An 18,543-nucleotide genomic window follows, 5' to 3' on the forward strand; every position below is an offset into this window, starting at 1 on the left:
AATTGAAAAAAATTTTTACTATTTTATTTTATTTACGTGATAAAGAGATTTTAAATTATGCAGCATCTTTAAGTTTTTATACTGTATTATCTTTAATACCTATATTGTTTGTATGTTTTTCAGTATTTACTCAAATTTCTAGCTTTAAGGCTTATTATGAAAGGGCTAAACAAGTCATTTTTACTTTTTTAATACCTGCGCAACAAGATCTCGTAGCTACTTATATTGATACTTTTTTAAAAAATAGTGTTAATTTAGGTATAGTTGGACTTATTGCTATGGTTTTCACATCCTTAGCCTTTTTTTCAGGCTATGATTTTGTGATTAAAAGTATTACTAAAAATGAATCTAAAGGTCTTTGGCAAAGTATTAGTTCATACTGGACGCTTTTAACTCTTGTGCCTTTAGGTCTTGGACTTAGTTTTTATATTTCAGGTTTTATTCAAAAAACCTTAGATGATTATCACATAGCTTTTAATTTTTTTGAAATTTTACCTTTTGCTATTATTTGGATTTTGTTTTTGATATCTTATTCAAGTTCTGTTCATAAAGGTAGTTTTAGAAGTTTATTTTTTGTTTCTTTTGGTGCTGGAGCTATTTGGTATATAGTGAAAAATTTATTTGTATATTATGTGGTTTATAATAAAACTTATGCTAGTGTTTATGGATCTTTTTCTACTATTTTATTTTTTTTCATTTGGATTTATATTTCTTGGATTATTTATCTTTTTGGGCTTAAATTTTATTATTTTTTAAATCATAATTATAATGAAGGGAATAAAATTCGCAAAAATACAAAAAAGCGATAAAATTTTAAAACGTATTGATATTAAAGAAATAAGAAGATAATTTATAAAGATCCAAAAAGGAATATTTATATAAGTCCCATAAAGTTTAAATTTGAAAAAATCATTTAAAATCCAATCAAATAAGTTTCCATGGTTTATAAAATGTAAGAACAATACTAAGGGGTAAAATATAATGAAAAATCCACTAAGAATAATACTTAAAATTTGCTGATAGCTTATTAAGGGAAAAAAATAAAGTACTGGTAAAACCATAGCAAAAAAAGTCCAAATATTAATAAAAATGATGTTTATAAAGTTATTAAATTGTTTTGAAAAATGATGTATGTATAAAAAAATATAAAAAATCCCTAAAATAGAAAATAAAAATCCTATATTAAATAAAAGTCTAGGATAAAGGCATATACATAATAAAATACTAGAAAAAAGAGTGAAAAAATTAATAATTTTTATATTTTTACATGCTAAATAAAAAATCCAAATACTCATAATTAAAGAGCGGATATAAGAAGGAACAAAGCCTATCAAATAAGAATAAGATAATAATAATAAAAAAACTAAAATACTTAAATCAAAACGTAAATTTCTATAAGGAAAATATCTTTTTTGTAAAAAACTATAAAAGGGAGTTAAAATAAAAAAAATTAAACTAAAAAGCAAGCCTATGTGATAACCACTAATTGCTATTAAATGAGCTATACCATAATAATTTACATCATTTCTTAATTCTAAAGATACAGGTAATGCAAAAAATAATGCGCCATAAAATTCACGTATTTTTTTATTGCTGTGTTGGTTTAAAAAATAAGAAATAATAAAATTATATTTTTTCTCCTTGAGTTTCTTAAAATCATAAGCAGGCGCATAAAAATTTTTACTAAGATAATCTTTAAAATTGATATTTTTGGTTATGATTTTAAGATTAAGGTATTGATTTTTGTTTAAATTTAAATCCTTAAAACTTGTTGTATAAAGGGTAAAATTTTGAGTTTGTATTTTTAAAACCCAGTATTTTTTATTATTTTTATTATTTTTTGTGTATTGATTTATTAACAAAGCATTATCTATAGAATAATGTTTTTGACTTTTGAAATTTAAAAAATTGTAATATTCTAAAATAATATTAAAAGTGAAAATAATAAAAACACATAAAAAGAAATAACGAAATTCTTTTAAAATTAAATAAAAAGAATTCCATAAAGGCATTATTTTTTAGAAAATTTATTTAGGTAAAGCCAGATTGCTCCTGCAAGTACAAATAAAAATAAAGGTGCAGCATAAGGATATAAGCTAAGCTTATTAAAAATAGTTTGAATAACATGCCCAAAAAGGTAAGAAATAAGACCTAGAATAAAAGCCCATGCTAAACTTGCTAAAGTATTAATTATAAAAAAATGAGTAAAATTATATTTTGCTATACCTGCTGCTATGGGAATAAAAGTTTTTAAGCCATAAATGAATTTTTGACTAATAAGTAAAATTATTCCATATTGTTTAATTTTTATCATGGCAAGGGCTAGTTTACGTCGGTGTTTTTTAAAATAAGGCATAATATCTTTTTTATAATATTTACCAAGAATAAAAAGCAAGGTTGAGCCTATAGTATTACCAACAAAAGCTAAAATAATGCAAAAGCTAAGATCCATTTTACCTTGAGAGCTTAAAACCCCTGCGGCTAAAATTCCAACCATTCCTCCACCTAAAGAATAAAAAAATAAAATAATATAGCCATATTTAATTAAAGTATCTATCATATCTTGCATTATAGACCTTTACTTAGCGTATTCTACAGCTCTTAATTCACGTATAACATTAACTTTAATTTCTCCAGGATATTGCATTTTTTCTTGAATCTCAGCTGCTATTTCTTTTGCCAAGAGCACGCTTTCATCATCATTGAGTAATTGAGCATTTGCTATAACGCGAATTTCTCTTCCAGCATTTATTGCATAAGCATTTTTAATCCCTTCTTTGCTTTTAGCAATCTCTTCGAGTTCGCTTACTCTTTTAAGAAAAACTTCTAAAACTTCTCGTCTAGCTCCAGGTCTTGCAGCGCTTAAAGTATCAGCCGCACAAACAGCAGCAGATTCTATGCTTATTGCTTCTTCATGTCCATGGTGTGCATAAATAGCATTAATCACTACTGGATGTTCTTTGTAGCGTTTACAAAGTTCAGCTCCTAAGTCTACATGGGATCCTTCAAAATCATGAGTGAGGGCTTTACCTATATCATGTAAAATTCCAGCACGGCGAGCTAAATTTTCATCACCACCGCATTCAGCAGCAATAATTCCTGCTAAATGAGCTACTTCTAAAGAATGAGCTAAAGCATTTTGTCCATAACTTGCACGGTATTTTAATTTGCCTATGAGTTTAACAATTTCAGGATGTATTTTACTTAAACCTAAATCCATAATTATGTTTTCACCTTCTTCTAAAATAGCATTATCAAATTCTTTGCAAACTTTTTCATGAATTTCTTCTATACGTGCAGGTTGAATTCTTCCATCTTCAACTAAAAGTTCAATAACTTTCGTAGCAATAACACGACGATAAAGGTTAAAACAGCTTACAATGATAGCCCCTGGGGTGTCATCAATGATAATATCTACTCCCAAAACCATTTCTAAGGTTTTAACATTACGTCCTTCTTTACCAATAATACGACCTTTAAGATCATCATTTTTAATATTAATAACATTAATAAGCCTTTCAGCAGCAAATTCGCCAGCAAAACGAGAAGTAGCTTGTGCTATAATATAATTTGCCTTTTTTTTGGCTTCATTTTTTGCTTCTTCTTCATATTTTCTTACTATATGTGCGATTTGTTCACGAGAATTTTCTTCTACTTTTTTAAGAATAATTTCTTTAGCTTCGTTTTGTGTAAATCCTGTGGAGTGTTCTAAAATTTTTAAAACATCATCAAGTTTTGCCTGATAATTCATTTTCAATTTATTCACATCAAATTCTAAATCTTGTATTTGTTTTTTAGATTTAGAAAGTTGTTCTTTGTCTTCTTTTAATTTCTCTTCTTCTTGTTGAAGTTTTTGTTCTTTTTTGGAAAGATCATCAAGTTTTTGATTAAAATCTTTTTGAATTTTATGAGCTTTTTCTTCATATTTTTTTTTCACTTCTAATTCTGCATTTAAAATAGAATTGTTAGCATCTTTTAAAATAAGCTCTGCTTCATATTCTATGGCTTTAGCCTTAGCTTTAGCTTGTTCTACAAAAATTTCATATTTAGTATCATTGATTTTTTTTGCAATGAAATATCCTACACCAAGTCCAATTATAGCGGTTATACATGCGATAAGTGCTTCTATCATTTTTTCTTTCTTTCTTATAATATTTTTTATAAGGGTTTATATATAATTTTCCAGAAATATCATGCTTTTGCGTTAAATTATACTGACTTAAAGCATCAATACTTTGGACAAATATTATATGAGGTTTGTAGTTTAAATTTTCAAAAAATCTATCATAAAAACCTTGTCCATGTCCTATTCTTTTTAAATTTTTATCAACGCCAATAACAGGCACAATAGCCATGTCAATTTTTGTTTTTAAAAAAGAATTCATGGGCTCTAAAACCCCAAACCTTTTTTTAATAAAAGGCAGTCTTAATTTTACAATTTTTAAACTTTTATCTTGCATAAATGGAACAAAAAGTTTATAATTTTTATTAAGAATATGACGAAATTTTAAGAAATTAGGTTCATAGTCTAAGGGAATAAAAATTAAAATATTTTTAGGTTTAAGTAATTTAATAATTTTTAAGCATTCTTGAAATATTTTAAAATCTTGCTTAAAATTTTGTTTTTTATGTTTTAACAAACGCATTTTTTGTAAATTTCTAAATTCTGTTTTTTTCATGAATAAATGCCTTTTAAAAACTTATTATCTTATATATGTTATAATTTTACCATTTTTTATAAATTGAGAATTAAAAAGGAATAAATATAATCTATGAAAATTAAAAAAATATTTTCATTAATGCTGATAATTTATTTATTTGTTGCCTGTGGTGATGATAAAAAAAAGCAACAAAAAGATACAAATATAAGCATGGAATTTACCTTATCACAAAGTGATGATATGAAATTTAATCTTAGTTTAATTGATGGATCTTCTTTTTTAATAAAAAAAGAAGATCAAGATATAAATTTTATTTATAAAAACAAGGCTATTTTATTGGTATTTTTTACAACTTGGTGTAGTCCTTGTATTGCTGAAATTCCACATCTTAATAAATTGCAAGAAAAATATAAAAATGATTTTGATATAATAGGAGTTTTATTAGAAGATAAGACAAATGATGAAATTAAAAATTTCATAAATCAGCACAAAATAGTTTATAAAATAGCTAATGGTGAAAATAATTATCTTTTAGTTAAGGCTTTAGGTAAAATAAATGGCATTCCTACTATGTTTCTTTACAACAAAGATTCTCAATTAATTAATCAATATTTAGGACTCATTCCTGAGGAAATGTTAGAAATTGATATACAAAAGGCTGTATTTTAATGTTTGATTTTTTAAAAAAAGGATTAGGTAAAACTCTTGAAAGTATAATTAACATTAAAGGTGAAAATAAAAAAATAACTAAGGAGTTGCTTGAAGAAATTTTGCTTGAAGCAGATGTAAGTTATGAGATAGTAGAAGAAATTATTTATTATTTACCGCCTCAAAATGAAGTTAAAAAAGCGGATTTAAAACGCGTGATGAGTTCTTATTTTCTTTATGAAACGTTGAAAAAACCTTATAATAAACCTTTTGTAGATCTTATTTTGGGTGTTAATGGTGCAGGTAAAACAACAAGTATTGCTAAGCTTGCATATCTTTATAAGGAACAAAATCAAAAAGTTATTTTAGGAGCTTGTGATACTTTTAGAGCAGGGGCTATTGAGCAATTGAGACTTTGGTCTGAGAAAGTTGGGGTTGAAATAGTTTTAACCCAACAAGGTCATGATCCTTCTGCTGTAGCTTATGATACTATTAGTAAGGCTATAGCAAAAGGTTTTGATAGGGTTATTATTGATACAGCCGGACGCTTGCAAAATCAAAAGAATTTAGCTAGTGAGCTTGAAAAGATTGTGAGAATTTCTAATAAAGCTTTAGAAGGTGCTCCACATAGAAAAATCTTAGTTCTTGATGGTACTCAAGGAAATGCTGGAATTTTACAAGCAAAAGCTTTTAATGATCTTGTAAAGCTTGATGGAGTTATTATTACTAAACTTGATGGCACAGCTAAAGGTGGAGCACTTTTTGGCGTAACAAGAGAACTTGAGCTTCCTATTTTATATATGGGAGTGGGTGAGCAAATGACACATTTGCAAGAATTTGATGCAAATGCTTATTTAGATACTTTATTAGATCCTATTTTTGATTAATGGCAAAACATAAAGTAATTTTTGAATGTCAAGCTTGTGCAAATCAACAAAGTAAGTGGCTTGGAAAATGTCCAGAATGTGGATCTTGGGATAGCTTTGTAGAACTAAAAGCTGAACAAATTAAAGTCTTAAAAGATATAGCTTGCTTATCTCATAAGCCTAGTCAAGCTGTTTGTATAGAAAATGTAGAACTTGAACATTTTACAAGATGTGCTACTGGCGATAATGAACTTGATTTGGTTTTGGGTGGAGGTTTGGTTGAGGGAAGCTTAGTACTTATAGGCGGTAGCCCTGGAGTAGGTAAATCTACGCTTTTATTAAAAATTGCTTCAAATTTAGCTAAAAAAGCTAAAAAAGTTTTATATGTTAGCGGGGAGGAAAGTAAGGCTCAAATTAAATTAAGAGCTGATAGACTTGAAGCTAATACACCTAATTTATTTTTACTTACTGAGCTTTGTCTTGAAAATATTTTAGAAGAATTGCATAAGAATGATTATAAAATTCTTATTATTGATTCTATACAAACTTTGTATTCTAATAAAATCACTTCAGCAGCAGGCAGTATTACTCAAGTGCGTGAAATTACTTTTGAACTCATGCGTGTTAGCAAAGCTTTTAATATTAGTACTTTTATCATAGGTCATATTACTAAAGAAGGAGCTATTGCAGGTCCTAGGGTGCTTGAGCATATGGTTGATGTAGTGCTTTATTTTGAAGGTGATGCAACTAAGGAAATTAGACTTTTAAGAGGGTTTAAAAATCGTTTTGGAGGTACTAGTGAAGTAGGAATTTTTGAAATGACAAGTAAGGGTTTAATGAGTGCAAAAGATTTAGCAAATCGATTTTTTACTCGAGGAAAAGCTACTTCAGGAAGTGCTTTAGGTGTTGTAATGGAAGGTTCTCGTGCTTTGGTTTTAGAAATTCAAGCTTTAGTTTGTGAAAGTTCTTATCCTAAACGCAGTGCTACAGGTTATGAAAAAAATCGTCTTGATATGCTTTTAGCTTTACTTGAAAGAAAACTTGAAATTTCTTTAGGACATTATGATGTATTTGTAAATATAAGCGGTGGGGTAAGAGTAAATGAAACTGGAGCTGATTTAGCAGTGGTTGCAGCTATTATTTCTAGTTTTAAAAATCGTCCTTTAAGTAAGGATAGTGTTTTTATAGGTGAGCTTAGTTTAAATGGAGAAATTAGAGAAGTGTTTAGTCTTGATACGCGTTTAAAAGAAGTTAAGATGCAAAAATTTAAAAATGCTATTATTCCTTCTAAGCCTTTAGAAGATACAGGGCTTAAGTGTTTTGTGATGAAAGAGCTTATTCAGGTTTTAGAATGGATGTGATTAAAAATCATAATAAATTATTGTAAAAATTATATAAAACTTAAATTTTATTAAAGATATTTGATTTTATATGATGATTTTTACGTATTTTTTTAAGATAAATAATATTAAATTATTATAGTTGAGTATAAATTTAATTATTAAAGAAATTTTATTGATTATTTGTTTTTTTCAGGATAACTTTAAGGCTAATATTTTTATTTTGATGCAAATATTTAAGACGCAGAAAATCTGCGTCTTTTTCAAGAAGCTTTAAAATCTAAAACCATGCGACCGTCGATTTTACCTTCTTTCATTTTTTTAAATACATCATTAATATCTTCAAGTTTTGCTGGAGTGATGTGAGCGTGAACCTTTTCATCTTCTGCAAAATTGATTGCTTCTTGTAAATCCATTCTAGTTCCTACTATGGAGCCTCTAATGGTGATTCCATTTAAAATCATATTAAAGATATTAACAGGAAAATCACCTGGTGGTAAACCATTCATGGCAATAGTACCTCCTCGGTGTACAATACCCACTGCTTGCTTAAAGGCTATAGGATGGACAGCGGTTACTAAAACTCCATGAGTACCTCCATTTGTTTCTTCTTTAATTTTATCTATGGTTCCTTGTTTGTCTAGTTTTTTGGCATTTGCAACAACACTTGCTCCATATTTTTTAGCAAGTTCTAATTTATCATCTGATATATCTATGGCTGCTACATTTAAACCCATGACTTTTGCATATTGTATAGCTAAATGTCCTAAACCTCCAATACCTGATATGCTAACCCATTGACCAGGTTTAGCTTGTGTCATTTTAAGACCTTTGTACACGGTTACCCCTGCACAAAGTATGGGTGCTATATTTAAGAAATTGGAATCTTTTTTTAAAATTCCAACATAATTAGCATCAGCTAAGGCATATTGAGCAAAACCACCATTTACTGAGTATCCTGCATTTTGTTGACTTTGACATAAGGTTTCCCAACCAGACATACAATGTTCACAATGCCCACAAGCACTATATAGCCATGGAATCCCTACTGCATCACCTTCTTTGATATGATTAACACCTTCGCCAACTTCTACAACATAACCTACACCTTCATGGCCTGGGATTAAGGGTAGTTTAGGTTTAATAGGCCAATCTCCATTAACAGCGTGTAAGTCTGTATGACAAACTCCACAAGCTTCTATTTTAACAAGGATTTGTCTTTTGCCTACTTTTGGAATTTTAACCTCTTCAATAAGTAATGGACCGCCAAATTCTTTTACTATAGCTGCTTTCATTGTTTTTGACATTTTATCCTCCTAATTGTAGAAATTTTTTAAATTTAAACTTCATAGTTAAAAAAATCCTAATTTATGCGGTGAGTAACTTACAAGAATGTTTTTGGTTTGTTGATAGTGTTCAAGCATCATTTTATGTGTTTCTCTGCCTATGCCGCTTTGCTTGTATCCTCCAAATGCAGCATGTGCTGGATAAGCATGATAGCAATTAGTCCAAACACGACCTGCTTTAATGCCTCTACCAAAACGATAAGCACGATTGATATCTCTTGTCCAAATTCCACTACCTAAACCATAAATGGTATCATTAGCAATTTCTAAGGCTTCTTCATCATCTTTAAAGGTTGTAACTGCAAATACGGGTCCAAAAATTTCTTCTTGGAAAATCTTCATTTTATTATGCCCTTTCAAAGATAGTAGGTTTGATATAGCAACCTTTTGATAATTCTCCATCTAGCTTATTTTCTTCTCCTCCAATAAGACATTGAGCACCTTCAGCTTTGCCTGTTTTTATGTAATTTAAAATAATATCAACTTGATTTTTATTCACTTGGGCACCCATCATAGTATTTGGATCAAGCGGATTACCTATTTTTATAGCTTTGATTCTTTCTAAAACTTTTTCCATGAATTTATCATAGATTTTTTCATGAATTAAAGCTCTACTTGGACAAGTGCAAACTTCTCCTTGATTGAAAGCAAAAAGAACTAGACCTTCAATAGCTTTATCTAAGAAAGTATCTTCGTAATCATAAATGTCCTCAAAAAATATATTAGGTGATTTCCCTCCTAGTTCTAGTGTACAAGGGATGAGATTTTGCGTTGCAAATTGCATGATTTGTTTACCAACACCAGTAGAGCCTGTAAAGGCTATTTTTGCAATGCGTGGACTAGTGGCTAGATATTTACCTATTTTTTCACCACTTCCATTGACAATATTTATAACCCCTGGTGGGATTAAATCACTAATTAATTCAATTAAAACAAGTATGCTAGCAGGTGTAGCTGAGGCAGGTTTGAGTATGACACAATTGCCTGCTGCAAGTGCTGGGGCTAGTTTCCAAGCCGCCATGAGATGGGAAAATTCCATGGAATGATTTGACCTACTACCCCTAAGGGTTCATGAAAATGATAAGCTACTGTATCATAATCTAATTCTGCTGTGCTACCTTCTTGAGCACGAAGGCATGATGCAAAATAGTGAAAATGATCTGCTGCTAAGGGAATATCTGCAGCCATGGTTTCGCGAATAGGTTTGCCATTATCCCAAGTTTCAGCATGTGCAAGCAATTCGAGATTAGCTTCTATTTTATCTGCAATTTTTAAAAGAATATTTGCACGCTCATGAGGACTTGTTTTTCCCCATGCACATTTTGCTTTATGAGCTGCATCAAGAGCGTTTTCAATGTCTTGATTGCTTGAAAGGGGGACTTCGCACAATACCTGGGCATTGATTGGAGAGGTATTTTTGCTATATTGTCCATCTAAGGGTGCAAACCATTTGCCACCAATATAATTTTCATACCTTGTTTTAAATACTTTAGTACTATCGGTATAATAACTCATGTATTTTCTCCTTATAATAAATTTCTAAAAATCGCATATTGCTTTAAATATAAAATCAATTTTAGTTTTTAGATATTTTTAACTTAGCTTAATTAAAATAAATTTTGATTTAAATTTATATAAAAAAATTACATTATGAAACATTGTTATATTATTGTTATAATTATAAACATAATTAAAAGCAATATGAAGAAAGTTATTTTTAAAATCTAAGAAAAGGAGTTTATATAATTTATTTTCATATATTTTAACTACATTTTTTTCATTAAAATATAAGTAATTTCATTATATAATCATAGCTTTAAATTATTTAGTTTTAAGGATTTTTGATGAAAGATTTATTCTTGTTTAGCTCTTTTATAGATTCTAGTCATACTTTTTCTTATTTTTTTCATCTTGGTTTGGTTGCTTTGATTGCTGTTATTTGTGTTTCAATGGCTACTCGTTCTATGCAACTTGTTCCACGTGGTATGCAAAATTTAGGTGAAGTATTTTTAGAAGGTGTTTTATCTATGGGGCGTGATACTATGGGAGATGAAAAAGGTGCAAGAAAATATCTTCCTCTTGTAGCAACTTTAGGAATTATAGTTTTTTTTAGTAATATTATAGGGATTATTCCAGGATTTCACGCTCCAACGGCAAGTTTAAATTTGACTCTTTCTTTAGCTATTATTGTATTTATTTATTATCATTTTGAAGGGATTAGAGCGCAAGGTTTTATTAAATATTTTGCTCATTTTATGGGTCCTATTAAATTTCTTGCTCCTTTAATGTTTCCTATAGAACTCGTTTCTCATCTTTCTCGTGTAATATCTTTATCTTTTCGTCTTTTTGGAAATATTAAAGGTGATGATTTATTTTTAATGGTAATTTTAGCTCTTGTGCCTTATATAGCTCCACTTCCAGCTTATGTACTTTTGACTTTCATGGCTTTTTTACAAGCTTTTATTTTTATGATTTTAACTTATGTGTATTTGGCTGGTGCAACTATAGTTGAGGAAGGTCATTGATTTATATTTTGGAATTTTTTAAAGGTGCTTCTTTGGCTTTAATGTTTTTTAGCGCCTTTTTCTTTTTTCAATTTAATTCTTTTACTTATTTTTGCTTGGGAATTATCCCAGGCTTATTATTAACTTTAATTTTTATTTTACTTTTAAAAAATTATGAGTTAAAAAATCATAAAAATTAACTTACTTTAATGAGATATTTAATAGCTTCATAAATTTTAATAGCTGCTCTAGATTTATTCATAGTATAAAGATGGATTCCATCTACCCCACTTGTAATTAAATCAATGATTTGATCTATTGCATAAGCAATTCCAGCATCTTCTAAAGCTAAGGTATTGTTTTCATATTTTTCTAAAATTTTAGTAAATTTAGCCGGAATTTTGGACCCACAAAGTTGTGTGATTTTTAAAACTTGTCTTTTATTGGTAATAGGCATGATTCCTGCATAAATAGGAATATTGATATTAGCTAAGGCACAATTTTGTTTAAAAGTATAAAAAAAATCATTATCATAAAAAAGCTGGGTAATAAGTTTATTTGTTCCTAAATCAACTTTATTTTTAAGATAGTGTATATCTTCAATAAAATTTTTAGATTCATTGTGTTTTTCAGGATAGCAGGCTGCATAAATTTCAAAATCTTTATATTTTTGTATGAAAGAAATTAAATCACTTGCATAAGAAAAATCTTTGCTTTTTTCAAGATTATTACATACATCTCCTCTTAAGGCAAGAATTTTATTAAGTTGTCTATCTTTGCATTGTTGGAGTATTTGTGTGATTTTTTCTTTGCTAGAATGAATACAAGGTAGATGTACTATACTAGGAATTTTATATTTTTCTTGAATTAAGCTTGCTGTTTCTAAAGTATTTTTTGAGTTAATAGATCCGCCAGCACCAAAAGTTACACTAATAAAATTAGGGCTTAATTGCCCTAAATCATCTAAAATTGCATCAAGATTTTTAATATTTTCATCTTTTCTTGGTGGAAAAATTTCAAAAGAAAAGCTACACATAAAGTCTCCTTTATAATTTTTCTCTTATTTTTTGTGTAGCAATAACTAAGTTTTTAAGAGCTGCTACAACTTCTTCATAAGATCTTGTTTTAAGACCACAATCTGGATTGATCCAAATTTGTTCTTTAGGTAATTTTTCAAGTATTTTTTCTATGGTTGAATTTAATTCTTCTACGCTAGGTACTCTAGGACTGTGTATATCATAAACACCTGGTCCTACTTCGGTTTGAAATTTACTTGCTTTTAGGGTATCTAAAAGATTTAAATTTGATCTTGAGGCTTCAAAAGATATAACATCTGCATCCATAGCATCAATTTCTTTTAAAATATCATTGAATTCGCTATAGCACATATGAGTATGAATTTGTGTTGTAGATTTAACTCCACTATGTACAAGATTAAAAGCAGGAATAGCCCAATCTAAATACTCGCTATGCCAATCACTTTTTCTTAAAGGTAATTTTTCTCTTAGAGCAGCTTCATCAATTTGTATGATTTTAATACCTGCATTTTCAAGATCTAAAACTTCATCTCTTAAGGCTAAAGCTATTTGTTGGGCACTTTGTTTTAGACTAATATCTTCTCGCGGAAAAGACCAATTAAGTATAGTAACAGGACCTGTAAGCATGCCTTTTACAATTTTTTTGCTTAGATTTTGAGCAAATTTAGACCATGATAAAGTGATGGGTTTTATACGTGAGACATCTCCCCAAATTACAGGAGGTTTTACGCATCTTGTTCCATAACTTTGTACCCAGCCATTTTGGGTAAATAAAAATCCTTCTAAATTTTCTCCAAAATATTCCACCATATCATTTCTTTCAAATTCTCCATGTACAAGAACATCAAGTCCTATTTCTTCTTGAATTTGAATACATTCTTTGATTTTGTTTTGATTAAAATCAGTATAAGTTTGAGCTGAAATTTTTTCCTGTTTAAAGGCAAGACGATTAGATCTTACATCAGCACTTTGGGGAAAAGATCCTATGGTTGTAGTAGGTAAAAGTGGAAGTTGTAAGAAATCTTTTTGAATTGCTATGCGCTTTTTAAATTCAGGTTGTCTAATGAAATCTTCTTTTTTTAGAGTTTGAAGTCTAGCTTTAACTTCTTCATTGGTGCGATTAGGGATATTTTCAAAAAGAGCTTGGTTGGCTTTAAGAAGAGGATTTTCTTCACTTGTATTTAAAATTTCTTTAAGTTCTTTTAATTCTTTAAGTTTTTCTTTAGCAAAAGCAAAAATTTTAAGATAATTTGGGTTTAATTTATTTTCAAATTCTGTGCTATAAGGTACATGCAAAAGCGAACAAGAAGTATTTAAAACTATGTTTTTAGTATATTGCTTAAGTTCTTTGATAAGTTGTAAACTTTTAGCATAATTGTTAGCATAAATATTTTTGCCATTTATTATTCCTGCAAAAAGTATCTTATCTTTAGCAAATCCGTATTTTTGGATTAAATTTAAACTTTCTTTTCCTTCTACAAAATCAATTCCTAGACCATCAAATTGACTTGTTAACAATTTAGGGTAAATATCTCTTAGATCTCCAAAATAGCTTTGAAGTAAAATCTTAAGATTTTGTTTATGATCTAAAAGTTGAGTATAAAATTCTTCAAATAAGCATATATCTTGTTCATTTAAATCATAAACTAAATAAGGTTCATCAAGTTGAAGCCAGTTTACTTTTAATTCATTTAATTTTTTAAAGAGTTCTATGTAAGCTTTTAAAAGTTTTTCTTTGGCTAATTTTTTAGCATTTTCATCCTTAAACGAAATAAGTTTAAATAGAGTGAAAATACCTATTAAAACAGGTTTTGTTTCTATGTTAAGTTCTTTTGCTTCAAGGTAATCTTTAAAAATTTTATCTCCTATTAATGCTATAGCATTGGCATCATCGCATTCGGGCACTAAGTAGTGATAATTTGTATTAAACCATTTTTTCATTGCTAGGGCTGTGGTATCTCCTTTTTCACCTTGGTATCCACGACTTTGAGCAAAATACTCATCTAATGGTTCTAAATGTAATTTTTTATATTTTGTATGGATAATATTAAAAAGTACAGCAGCATCTAAAACATTATCGTAAAATGAAAAATCATTACTAGGTATAAAATCAATACCTGAACTTTGAATTTCTTGCCAATGTTTAATTTTTAATTTTTTAGCATTTTCTATAAGTTCTTCTTTTGAACTTTGATTTTTGAAATATTTTTCAATAGCAAATTTTAATTCTCTATTTGCACCTATTCTTGGATAAGAAATGATTGAATTGTTCATATTGGTTTCTCCTTAAAATGTAGGGATTAAAGTGCCCTGATTTTTCTTTGATAAATTTTTAACTTTATTGCTTTGTAAGGTTTTAGTCAAAGCTTTAATTTTAGGAAGCTCTTCATTTCCTTGTTTGACAGTAATGATATTACGATTATACTCATTTTCTATATAAAACCCATCTTTTATGGGATTTAAACCTGTTAAAATAGCGAAATTACTATTAATAAGAGTATAATCTGTATCTTTTAAACTTTTTGCAAGTTGAGTATTAATTTTTTGAGCATGACTTTCGTCTGTAGGATTATTAGGTATAGAAATTTTTATTTCTTCATTTTCCCATATAAAAGTATTAAAAAGAGTAGCTATGCAAAAAGCTTTTGTAAATACAGTCAATTTGTACTCCTTGTATTTAGTTAAATTATTGTAATAAATATATTATATTTAAATATAATATATTTTTTTTAATAATTTTTAGTATTTAATGATTAAAAAGTCGAAATTTAAATAATCGACACCTTTATCTTAGTCTTAAAGAAATTGTGATTTTGAATTTATATATTAAGTTATAATAAAAATTAATTAAATTTAAGTATTTTTTTATTTAAATTTTCTCATATTTTTTATAATTTTTTAACTATAAATATAAATAAAATCATTTTTTCTTAAAATTTTTAAAATAAGAAGATAGAAAAGTTAAAATTTTTTAAGTATTTAAAAAATTTTAGATTAATATAAAATTTTTGAATTTCTTATACATTATATCTCCTTACCTTGTTTTGGACCTTTGGAAACATAATGTTAAGCCAAAGGAGATATTATATGCTACACATCTCGTACATCAGTTGCATTATTTTCTCCTTGAAATAAATATTAAAAATTATAAAAAAAAATATATTAAAAAAAGCTTAATCCTTAAAATTTTTAAGGATTAAGCTTTAAACATTCAAGCTTTAATTTTTCATTATCCATTATTCCTATATTTGAGTTTAAAACTTTTTGTGCAATTTCTTTAGCTTCATCCAAAGAATGCATTTTATAACTTCCGCATTGATAGATATTAAGTTCAGGAATTTGACTTTGATTTTGTATATTTAAAATATCTTTCATTGAGGCTTCCCAAGCTTTAGCAACATTTTTTTCATTTGGTGTGCCAATAAGACTCATATAAAAACCTGTACGACATCCCATAGGTGAAATATCGATAATTTCAACTGAATTCGAATTTAAATGATCTCTCATAAAACCTGCAAATAAATGTTCTAAAGTGTGTGTACCTTTTTCACTCATTATATCTTTATTGGGTGTACAAAAACGTAAATCAAATACACTAATATTATCACCATTTGGTGTTTGCATGATTTTAGCTAAACGCACAGCAGGTGCTGACATTTTAGTATGATCAACTTTAAAACTATCAAGTAATGGCATATTAACTCCTTTATATTTTTGTTTTTTAAAAGATTATAGCATTTAAAACTAATATTTAAAGCCTTTCTAAAAGAAAAAACGATAAAATTTAAATTATTATAATATTTTCTTTGAAGGAAAAATAATGTTTGAAGTCGTTATAGGACTTGAAGTTCATGCTCAACTTAATACTAAAACAAAAATTTTTTGTTCATGTGCAACTTCTTTTGGAGAAGATCCAAATATTAATGTTTGTCCTACTTGTTTAGCTTTGCCAGGTGCTTTACCTGTTTTAAATGAAGAAGCTGTAAAAAAAGCTATAGCTTTTGGAAAAGCTATAAACGCAACTATTAACAAAAAAAGTATTTTTAATCGTAAAAATTATTTTTATCCTGATCTACCTAAAGCTTATCAAATTTCACAATTTGATATTCCTATAGTAGAAAATGGAGAGCTTGTTATTAATATAAATGGAGAGCAAAAACGTATAGGGATTACAAGGGCGCATTTAGAAGAAGATGCGGGTAAAAGTATTCATGAAAGTGGGTTTTCTAAAGTTGATTTAAATCGTGCAGGAACGCCTTTGCTTGAAATAGTTAGTGAACCAGAGCTTAGAAGCAGTGATGAAGCTGTAGCTTATCTTAAAAAATTACATGCTATTATACGTTTTTTAAATATTTCTGATGCAAATATGCAAGAAGGAAGTTTTAGGTGTGATGCAAATGTCAGTATAAGACCAAAAGGTGATACTAAACTTTATACTAGGGTGGAAATTAAAAATCTTAATTCTTTTCGTTTTATTCAAAAAGCTATAGAATATGAAATAAAAAGACAAAGTGAGGCTTGGGAAGATGGGATTTATAAAGAAAAAGTAGTGCAAGAAACTAGACTTTTTGATACCACTTATTTGATTACAAAAAGCATGCGTGATAAGGAAGAGGCTACAGAATATCGTTATTTTCCTGATCCTGATTTGTTGCCAGTTTTATTAAAAGATGAATTTTTAAATATAAAAATTCCTGAATTGCCTGATGAGAAAAAAATACGTTTTGTAAATGAATTAGGGATAAAAGAAAGCGATGCTGAAGTATTGATTAGTTCGCTTGAGATGAGTCGTTTTTTTGAAGATTTAATTTCTCAAAATTTAAATCCTAAGCTTTGTGTGAATTGGTTAAATACTGAGCTTATGGGTTTATTAAAAGGTGATTTCACTATAGAAAATTCTCCTATTGATGCAAAAAAGCTTGGTAGTTTAATCAAACGTATAGAAGAGGGTATTATAAGTGCAAAAGCTGCTAAAGATGTCTTAGCTTATGTATTTGAAAATACAAATATTGATATTGATTTAGCTATAGATCAATTAGGACTTAAACAAGTTAGTGATGATTTGGCTATAGAAAAAGTGGTTGAACAAATTCTAAATGCAAATCCAAGCAAAGTTATAGAATACAAAAATGGTAAAGATAAGCTTTTTGGTTTTTTTGTAGGTCAGATTATGAAAGAAAGTAAAGGTGCTTTTAATCCTACTAAAGTTAATACTATTTTAAAAGCAAAGCTTGATTGATGAATATAGCAATTATTGGTGCAGGAAAATGGGGTAGTGCTTTGCATGTGGCTTTAAGAGAAAACCATACTTGTTCGCTTAGTTCTGCTTGTGGGCGTAATGTAAAAGATTTTGTAAGTATTAAAGAAGCTTTAAATTGTGAATACCTTGTTTTTGCTTTGAGTTCTCAAGGAATTTATACATGGCTTAAAAAACATTTTATTTACAAAGGGCAAAAAATTTTAATAGCTTCAAAAGGGATACAAGATCAAACTTGTCAGTTTTTAGATGAAATTTTTTTAGATTTTATATCAAAAGATGATTTTTGTGTTTTAAGTGGACCTTCTTTTGCTAGCGAAGTAATGCAAAAACTTCCTACAGCTTTAATGATTAGCGGTAAAAATTTAGATCTTTGTGCAAAATTTGCAAGTTTTTTTCCTGATTTTATTAAAATTTATATCGATGATGATGTGCGTGGTGCTGAAATTTGCGGTGCTTATAAAAATGTTTTAGCTATTGCAAGTGGGATTAGTGATGGTTTAAAATTGGGTAATAATGCAAGAGCAGCATTGATTTCAAGAGGACTTATAGAAATGCATCGTTTTGGAAAATTTTTTGGGGCCAAAGAAGAAACTTTTTTGGGTTTAAGTGGCGCGGGGGATTTGTTTTTAACAGCTTCTAGCGTGCTTTCTAGAAATTATCGTGTAGGTTTAGCTTTGGCTCAAAATAAAAGTTTAAAAGAAATTTTACAAGAATTACAAGAAGTGGCAGAAGGAGTAAAAACTGCTTATGCTATTGAAAAATTAGCAAAATTTAATGGGATTTATACCCCCATTGTTAATGAAATTGTAGAAATTTTTAAAGGTAAAAGTGTATATGAGGCAACACAAAATTTATTAAAACAAAATTATAATTAAGGGTAA

General features: G+C 28.3%; 18 protein-coding genes and 1 pseudogene. 8 read left to right on the plus strand and 11 right to left on the minus strand.

The features are described from left to right. The first annotated feature begins 2 nt into the window (after positions 1 to 2). Positions 3 to 809 carry a YihY/virulence factor BrkB family protein gene (locus A2J15_RS00930; RefSeq protein WP_066776270.1) on the plus strand — a complete coding sequence of 269 codons (807 nt, stop codon included), beginning with the start codon at positions 3 to 5 and terminating at the stop codon, positions 807 to 809. Here A2J15_RS00930 and A2J15_RS00935 read toward each other — a convergent pair. The 4 genes from A2J15_RS00935 to A2J15_RS00950 are packed head-to-tail and all read right to left on the minus strand — an operon-like array spanning position 753 to position 4,679. Continuing rightward, positions 753 to 2,012 carry a ComEC/Rec2 family competence protein gene (locus tag A2J15_RS00935; protein ID WP_066776272.1) on the minus strand — a complete coding sequence of 420 codons (1,260 nt, stop codon included), beginning with the start codon at positions 2,010 to 2,012 and terminating at the stop codon, positions 753 to 755. The two genes, A2J15_RS00930 and A2J15_RS00935, sit on opposite strands and share 57 nt — an antisense overlap. Further along, on the minus strand, positions 2,012 to 2,569 hold the full coding sequence (locus tag A2J15_RS00940; RefSeq protein ID WP_066776278.1) for a DedA family protein: 558 nt from the start codon (positions 2,567 to 2,569) through the stop codon (positions 2,012 to 2,014). Before A2J15_RS00940 ends, A2J15_RS00935 begins: the two co-directional genes overlap by 1 nt. Before the next feature lie 9 nt (positions 2,570 to 2,578). Further along, positions 2,579 to 4,132, minus strand: coding sequence for a ribonuclease Y (gene rny, locus A2J15_RS00945; protein ID WP_066776280.1), 1,554 nt, complete (start codon positions 4,130 to 4,132; stop codon positions 2,579 to 2,581). After that, positions 4,053 to 4,679 (minus strand): 5-formyltetrahydrofolate cyclo-ligase, encoded by a 627-nt coding sequence (locus A2J15_RS00950; RefSeq protein WP_066776282.1) that lies wholly within the window; start codon positions 4,677 to 4,679, stop codon positions 4,053 to 4,055. Before A2J15_RS00950 ends, rny begins: the two co-directional genes overlap by 80 nt. 93 nt (positions 4,680 to 4,772) lie before the next feature. Here A2J15_RS00950 and A2J15_RS00955 point away from each other — a divergent pair, with 93 nt between their 5' ends. The 3 genes from A2J15_RS00955 to radA are packed head-to-tail and all read left to right on the plus strand — an operon-like array spanning position 4,773 to position 7,536. After that, positions 4,773 to 5,330, plus strand: a complete 558-nt coding sequence (locus A2J15_RS00955) for a TlpA family protein disulfide reductase (protein ID WP_066776284.1) — start codon at positions 4,773 to 4,775, stop codon at positions 5,328 to 5,330. Continuing rightward, entirely contained in the window at positions 5,330 to 6,196 is an 867-nt protein-coding gene (ftsY, locus tag A2J15_RS00960) for a signal recognition particle-docking protein FtsY (RefSeq protein ID WP_066776286.1), read from the plus strand. Before A2J15_RS00955 ends, ftsY begins: the two co-directional genes overlap by 1 nt. Beyond that, positions 6,196 to 7,536, plus strand: coding sequence for a DNA repair protein RadA (gene radA / locus A2J15_RS00965; protein WP_066776288.1), 1,341 nt, complete (start codon positions 6,196 to 6,198; stop codon positions 7,534 to 7,536). The genes ftsY and radA overlap by 1 nt, the downstream gene beginning before the upstream one ends. A gap of 242 nt (positions 7,537 to 7,778) precedes the next feature. Here the strand turns inward: radA and adhP are convergent, their stop codons facing one another. The 3 genes and pseudogenes from adhP to A2J15_RS07940 all read right to left on the minus strand — a co-directional run bounded on the left by adhP (position 7,779) and on the right by A2J15_RS07940 (position 10,376). Beyond that, on the minus strand, positions 7,779 to 8,822 hold the full coding sequence (gene adhP, locus A2J15_RS00970) for an alcohol dehydrogenase AdhP (RefSeq protein WP_066776289.1): 1,044 nt from the start codon (positions 8,820 to 8,822) through the stop codon (positions 7,779 to 7,781). Between the two features lie 45 nt (positions 8,823 to 8,867). Further along, positions 8,868 to 9,203: an aldehyde dehydrogenase family protein gene (locus A2J15_RS07980; protein WP_275051820.1), complete on the minus strand. Its 336-nt coding sequence runs from the start codon at positions 9,201 to 9,203 to the stop codon at positions 8,868 to 8,870. Between the two features lie 4 nt (positions 9,204 to 9,207). Continuing rightward, positions 9,208 to 10,376: pseudogene (locus tag A2J15_RS07940) on the minus strand (aldehyde dehydrogenase family protein). A 329-nt stretch (positions 10,377 to 10,705) separates the two neighbouring features. Here A2J15_RS07940 and A2J15_RS00980 point away from each other — a divergent pair. Together A2J15_RS00980 and A2J15_RS00985 are read left to right on the plus strand one after the other, a co-directional pair. After that, positions 10,706 to 11,386, plus strand: coding sequence for a F0F1 ATP synthase subunit A (locus tag A2J15_RS00980; protein WP_066776292.1), 681 nt, complete (start codon positions 10,706 to 10,708; stop codon positions 11,384 to 11,386). After that, complete coding sequence (locus A2J15_RS00985; RefSeq protein ID WP_066776295.1) at positions 11,383 to 11,565, plus strand: hypothetical protein; 183 nt, start codon at positions 11,383 to 11,385, stop codon at positions 11,563 to 11,565. The genes A2J15_RS00980 and A2J15_RS00985 overlap by 4 nt, the downstream gene beginning before the upstream one ends. Here A2J15_RS00985 and metF read toward each other — a convergent pair. The 4 genes from metF to luxS all read right to left on the minus strand — a co-directional run bounded on the left by metF (position 11,562) and on the right by luxS (position 16,098). Further along, a complete protein-coding gene (gene metF / locus A2J15_RS00990; protein WP_066776298.1) occupies positions 11,562 to 12,401 on the minus strand; it encodes a methylenetetrahydrofolate reductase [NAD(P)H] in 840 nt (279 codons plus the stop codon). The two genes, A2J15_RS00985 and metF, sit on opposite strands and share 4 nt — an antisense overlap. A 10-nt stretch (positions 12,402 to 12,411) precedes the next feature. Further along, entirely contained in the window at positions 12,412 to 14,676 is a 2,265-nt protein-coding gene (gene metE, locus A2J15_RS00995) for a 5-methyltetrahydropteroyltriglutamate--homocysteine S-methyltransferase (protein ID WP_066776301.1), read from the minus strand. A gap of 12 nt (positions 14,677 to 14,688) precedes the next feature. After that, the gene (locus A2J15_RS01000) at positions 14,689 to 15,063 is read right to left on the minus strand and encodes a MetQ/NlpA family ABC transporter substrate-binding protein (protein WP_066776304.1); all 375 of its coding nucleotides are present in this window, start codon (positions 15,061 to 15,063) and stop codon (positions 14,689 to 14,691) included. Between the two features lie 528 nt (positions 15,064 to 15,591). After that, complete coding sequence (gene luxS / locus A2J15_RS01005; RefSeq protein WP_066776310.1) at positions 15,592 to 16,098, minus strand: S-ribosylhomocysteine lyase; 507 nt, start codon at positions 16,096 to 16,098, stop codon at positions 15,592 to 15,594. A 124-nt stretch (positions 16,099 to 16,222) separates the two neighbouring features. Between luxS and gatB the strand changes: the two genes are divergently transcribed. Both gatB and A2J15_RS01015 read left to right on the plus strand, forming a co-directional pair. Continuing rightward, complete coding sequence (gene gatB, locus A2J15_RS01010) at positions 16,223 to 17,641, plus strand: Asp-tRNA(Asn)/Glu-tRNA(Gln) amidotransferase subunit GatB (RefSeq protein ID WP_066776313.1); 1,419 nt, start codon at positions 16,223 to 16,225, stop codon at positions 17,639 to 17,641. Then, a complete protein-coding gene (locus tag A2J15_RS01015) occupies positions 17,638 to 18,537 on the plus strand; it encodes an NAD(P)H-dependent glycerol-3-phosphate dehydrogenase (protein WP_116980460.1) in 900 nt (299 codons plus the stop codon). The genes gatB and A2J15_RS01015 overlap by 4 nt, the downstream gene beginning before the upstream one ends. The last annotated feature ends 6 nt before the right edge of the window (positions 18,538 to 18,543 follow it).

Origin of the sequence: Campylobacter hepaticus, from assembly GCF_001687475.2 — a bacterium.
GTDB lineage: Bacteria > Campylobacterota > Campylobacteria > Campylobacterales > Campylobacteraceae > Campylobacter_D > Campylobacter_D hepaticus.

What these genes read in the sequence shown, in the direction of transcription:
- A2J15_RS00935 (WP_066776272.1), bottom strand. Translation starts at nt 2,012, where the DNA reads ATGCCTTTATGGAATTCTTTTTATTTAATTTTAAAAGAATTTCGTTAT.
- A2J15_RS00940 (WP_066776278.1), bottom strand. Translation starts at nt 2,569, where the DNA reads ATGCAAGATATGATAGATACTTTAATTAAATATGGCTATATTATTTTA.
- rny (WP_066776280.1), bottom strand. Translation starts at nt 4,132, where the DNA reads ATGATAGAAGCACTTATCGCATGTATAACCGCTATAATTGGACTTGGT.
- A2J15_RS00950 (WP_066776282.1), bottom strand. Translation starts at nt 4,679, where the DNA reads ATGAAAAAAACAGAATTTAGAAATTTACAAAAAATGCGTTTGTTAAAA.
- A2J15_RS00955 (WP_066776284.1), top strand. Translation starts at nt 4,773, where the DNA reads ATGAAAATTAAAAAAATATTTTCATTAATGCTGATAATTTATTTATTT.
- ftsY (WP_066776286.1), top strand. Translation starts at nt 5,330, where the DNA reads ATGTTTGATTTTTTAAAAAAAGGATTAGGTAAAACTCTTGAAAGTATA.
- radA (WP_066776288.1), top strand. Translation starts at nt 6,196, where the DNA reads ATGGCAAAACATAAAGTAATTTTTGAATGTCAAGCTTGTGCAAATCAA.
- adhP (WP_066776289.1), bottom strand. Translation starts at nt 8,822, where the DNA reads ATGTCAAAAACAATGAAAGCAGCTATAGTAAAAGAATTTGGCGGTCCA.
- A2J15_RS07980 (WP_275051820.1), bottom strand. Translation starts at nt 9,203, where the DNA reads ATGAAGATTTTCCAAGAAGAAATTTTTGGACCCGTATTTGCAGTTACA.
- A2J15_RS00980 (WP_066776292.1), top strand. Translation starts at nt 10,706, where the DNA reads ATGAAAGATTTATTCTTGTTTAGCTCTTTTATAGATTCTAGTCATACT.
- metF (WP_066776298.1), bottom strand. Translation starts at nt 12,401, where the DNA reads ATGTGTAGCTTTTCTTTTGAAATTTTTCCACCAAGAAAAGATGAAAAT.
- metE (WP_066776301.1), bottom strand. Translation starts at nt 14,676, where the DNA reads ATGAACAATTCAATCATTTCTTATCCAAGAATAGGTGCAAATAGAGAA.
- luxS (WP_066776310.1), bottom strand. Translation starts at nt 16,098, where the DNA reads ATGCCATTACTTGATAGTTTTAAAGTTGATCATACTAAAATGTCAGCA.
- gatB (WP_066776313.1), top strand. Translation starts at nt 16,223, where the DNA reads ATGTTTGAAGTCGTTATAGGACTTGAAGTTCATGCTCAACTTAATACT.